Origin of the sequence: Vibrio sp. V23_P3S9T160, assembly GCF_963886625.1 — a bacterium.
GTDB lineage: Bacteria > Pseudomonadota > Gammaproteobacteria > Enterobacterales > Vibrionaceae > Vibrio > Vibrio anguillarum.
This window is the reverse complement of record NZ_CAWPDB010000060.1, coordinates 1-3,979: the sequence shown is the minus strand read 5'-3', so window position 1 is coordinate 3,979 and position 3,979 is coordinate 1. Positions and strand designations below refer to the sequence as shown.

Genomic DNA, 3,979 nt, shown 5'->3' with positions numbered 1-3,979 from the left:
TAAAATTAAGCGTTTATTTTTCTTAGTCTGAGGCTCTAGCTTTACACCTGAAAGTCAGCACTTTTCCGCGTATCTCGCCAGTGGCACTGTTCGTGAAGCGGTTGAACTAACCGAAGTCTGTTTACGGGAAGTGGTGTGTTTGTTTATTTCTTTGGCGTGGCTTCTTTGGTTTTGAGGCTCTTTCGCGCTTAAATGGATTTCGCGCACTTGGTTGTTGGCTTCTTCGACATAATTCTTTGTAAATTTAAGTCTTAGAAGTTCGTCAGTTTTCCTGCTATTTCTTCTTTGCCAAGTGCATTTCGTGGATTAGGTTTTAGTTTCTCAGTTGTCCGTTTTACTTTGTCGCTTGAAAGCAATAATGTTTTTTAAATTAGGCCGTTGGGTGGCAAATCTCCGGTTAAAGTGCAGCAGCTAACAAACGGCTCAAGAGGGATTGCCAACGCTTGGCGGCTTTAGTTCAAAATTGAAGTTCAGTGTTTACGGTGTGTTTTTTAAGTTCGGCGGTGCGTTGTCAACCCCTTAGCCGGGCGTTATAAGCATCTTTACTCTTGCGAAACTTGGTAAACTAGTTTACTGTTTTTCAATTGAGATTAGACAGAGATGTAGAGTAATGACCTTTGAAAATAGTATTCTAGTTAAAGCATCAAGAAGTCAGGTATATCAGTTATATAGAGATGTAGAAAACTGGAAGGAATGGGATCAAGAAGTTAAGGCTTCTAAAATTAGTTCTGAATTTCAGGAGGGGTGTAGCGGTTTTTTAACTCCATCGAAAGGACCTACTGCTAAAATTAAAATAGTGAAAGTTTGCCAAGATGTATCATTTACGGTTGTAAGTAAACTACCTTTTTGTTGTATGTGCTTTGAACATGAGTTAATAGATGAAGGGAACTTAACTAGAGTTATTCATAGAGTTTCATTTAGTGGGAAACTTAGATTTTTATTTGGTTTTTTAATCGGTAATCAAATTAAAAAAGGATTGCCTCAAACTCTACAAGGTTTAAAAAATAGAGTTGAAAATAATCATGTTTAAGAATGCGGAACCATCTCAAAGTATAGGCCTTCAGTTTTGGTCTGTTTATTCAAAGTGGCAGTTAAGAGTTATTTCTTGTTTAAAGCCATTAAATATTACGCATACACAGTTTGTGGTTTTAACTGCCATTTTATGGCTTGAAGATCAGCATCAAATAGTAACTCAAGCAAGTGTGGTTGCTATTACAGGTATTGATAAAATGACATTGTCTAAATCTTTAAAAAACTTGGTTTTTCAAGGCTTTGTCGTTAAGAGTAAGAATGAGAGTGATAGTCGTAGTCTTATTCTTCGTTTATCTGATGATGGTGAGTTGTTAACGAAAAAAGCACTTTTTCTTATTGAAAAGTTAGATGAAGAGTTTTTCGGGATTATTGGACAGAAGAAAGAAAATGATTTTCGTGAATTGCTTCTTGAATATAAAAAATGCTTATAACAAACGCTTCAAGAGGGACAGCCAACGCACTGCATTTTTACTATGCGTTAGTTTTTGTGATTACGGTATTATGCGGTAAGTTGTTAGTAGCGTTGTCTGCCCCTTAAGCGGGCGTTATGTTTAATCAGCATCACAAATTTCCACTGTTTTTATATACAGTTTAATGTGTTCGGCTATCATCTCGAGCTTTGAACACATTCGAAGAATTAAATATGAGCAACTATCTAGAGCGCGGCATTAAAGAACTCGTTGAAGAGTTCATTTCTTGTGGGAAACCCTGTCCATCAAAACAAACTATTTCTGATCGTCGGGCTGGTTATCTATCAAGTACAGTTTTAGCTGGCTCTAGCCCTGAAATGGCCGATGAGTTTGTTGATGAGCTGGATGGTATTCAAATCAAAGTTTATAAGCCAAGCGATAAAGCTAATTTACCAATCACGATTTACTTTCATGGTGGTTGTTTCATTAGTGGTGGTTTTGAAACACATGAAGCACAACTGAGGCAGTTAGCTCATCTATCAGAGACTATAGTGGTTTGCATTAAGTACAGATTAGCACCAGAACATACATATCCATCAGCTCATGATGATGTATTTCAGACCACGTTGGGTATCAAAGAGCATGGTCATAAATATGGCGGTGATACTGAACATGTGTTTTTTGTCGGTGATAGTGCTGGCGCACAATTAGCTCTTGCTACAGCACTTCGCTTGAAAAATAAAAAGCTGTGGCTACCTGAAAAACAAGTCCTAATATATCCAATGGTCGATCCCTTGGGCGCGTCTGATAGTTATCAGAAAAACGGTACAGATTTTATTATTACCGCTCAAATGTTGCTGTCAGGTTTTCAGCTTTATGCGGGTGAATCAGAGCGGTTAGTCAGTGAAACAGAACTCAATCTATTGGCAAGAAAAGATTTTCAAGGTTTACCGCCAACGATGATTATCACAGCCGAGTATGACCCACTGCGAGATGAAGGAGAGCAGTTGTACAGGTTGCTTCTTTCCCAAGGAGTTGACGCTTATTGTGAACGTTACCTAGGTGTAATACATGGTTTCTATCAACTTTCGGGTGTAAGTGAGTCTGCAAGGCGTTGTATTAGGAATATTGCAGAAACGATCAAAAATTAAACATAACAAACGCTTCAAGAGGGACCGCCAACGCGTGGCATTTTTACCATGCGTTGGTTTTTGTGGTTACGGTGTTATGCGGAAAGTTAGTAGTGGCGTTGGCTGCCCTTTAAGCGGGCATTATGCAACTCAGGGAAATTTAGGGGTTCAATCTTTTGGATTTCTCCGGCCATTCGTTTTGTGCTGTCGGCAAATGAGCTTTTTTACCCTCAAATTCGTGGTTAACTCAAACCGTAAAACAGGCAAGGTTCTTTGTTTGCCTCAATCAGTTTTAGCGTTGGCGCGTTGTAAATTAAGTGGGCGCAAAGTGTGGAAAGTGAAAGTTTATCGAGCCTTTCTACTTGCTGAAAGTCTTGCTTGTTGAGTTTGTCTCATTCAAAAGCTTGGTTTGTTGTTGAAAGGTGGACTTTGTTTTGGCGGCTTATTTATCACAGTTCTTGCTTGGGTTGATTCTTGAATCACTCAACCATTGCAATCGTGGCTTTTGGTCGTATAAATTCGGTTTATCTCATTGAATTTGCATAACAAATGGCTCAAGAGGGATTGCCAACGCTTGGCGACTTTAGTGCAAAATTGAAGTTTAGTGTTTACAGTGTGTTTTTTTAAGTTCGGCGGTGCGTTGTCAACCCCTTAGCCGGGCGTTATGCAGTTCTACAGGCTCAACGGAAACTAAAAAGCGTCAGCCCAATATATTTGAACTGACGGAACTTTACTCTTTGTATCTCAGGTGTTTATTCTGCGGCTTTTACTCTGATTTTGCTTTTGGCAACGTCAGAAAGGTTTAGGCTAGAAATTGCAGCATTAGCTTCGTTTTCATTTGGCATTTCGACAAAAGCAAAGCCTTTTGATTGACCTGTTACTTGGTCTAAGACAAGCGTGCATTCGGCTACAGAGCCATGAGCTGAGAATAAAACACGAAGTTCTTGTTCAGTTGTAGAGCGAGATAGATTGCGAACTAAAAGTTTCATGATGAACCAATTGGTAGTAAATGACAGTGCGAATTGTGGCAGCTAAAGGTAAGTTTGGCTAAGCAATTCGTTCTTTACACTTAGTATTGGTTAAAAAACTGCATAACAAACGGTTAAAGAGGGACTGCCAACGCGTGGCGGTTTTTGTTCAAATCAACATTTGTGATTACGGTTGTTATTTTAAGTTCAGTGTTTTGCGTTGTCAGCCCCTTAACCGGGCGTTAGGTGCCAATCAGTTATCATCAGTTTTCAAGAAATAAATCGTGGAGAAAAAATGCAGTTTGCTAGTGCGTTTCAATATAAAAAATGGGCAAACGATGAGTTGCTTGAGTTAGGTGAAAAACAATTTTCACAGTTACCAGAAAACGATGCGACCTTTTTCGTTCGGATTTTGAATCACACAACGGTCGTGGATAGT

At 39.0% G+C, this 3,979-nt stretch carries 4 protein-coding genes and 1 pseudogene; 4 read left to right on the top strand and 1 reads right to left on the bottom strand.

Annotated features, from left to right (window positions below; translation table 11 throughout):
- The first annotated feature begins 610 nt into the window (after nucleotides 1-610).
- The 3 genes from AACU59_RS03540 (at nucleotide 611) to AACU59_RS03530 (ending at nucleotide 2,593) form a co-directional block, all read left to right on the top strand.
- Entirely contained in the window at nucleotides 611-1,030 is a 420-nt protein-coding gene (locus AACU59_RS03540; protein WP_055030477.1) for an SRPBCC family protein, read from the top strand.
- Entirely contained in the window at nucleotides 1,023-1,463 is a 441-nt protein-coding gene (locus AACU59_RS03535; protein WP_040095402.1) for a MarR family winged helix-turn-helix transcriptional regulator, read from the top strand. Before AACU59_RS03540 ends, AACU59_RS03535 begins: the two co-directional genes overlap by 8 nt.
- Nucleotides 1,464-1,675: 212 nt before the next feature.
- Nucleotides 1,676-2,593, top strand: coding sequence for an alpha/beta hydrolase (locus tag AACU59_RS03530; protein ID WP_161437775.1), 918 nt, complete (start codon nucleotides 1,676-1,678; stop codon nucleotides 2,591-2,593).
- Nucleotides 2,594-3,324: 731 nt separating this feature from the next.
- Here AACU59_RS03530 and AACU59_RS03525 read toward each other — a convergent pair.
- Entirely contained in the window at nucleotides 3,325-3,561 is a 237-nt protein-coding gene (locus AACU59_RS03525; RefSeq protein WP_013867767.1) for an RNA recognition motif domain-containing protein, read from the bottom strand.
- Nucleotides 3,562-3,835: 274 nt separating this feature from the next.
- Between AACU59_RS03525 and AACU59_RS03520 the strand changes: the two are divergent.
- Nucleotides 3,836-3,979, top strand: a pseudogene (locus tag AACU59_RS03520) (DinB family protein); the annotation flags it as partial.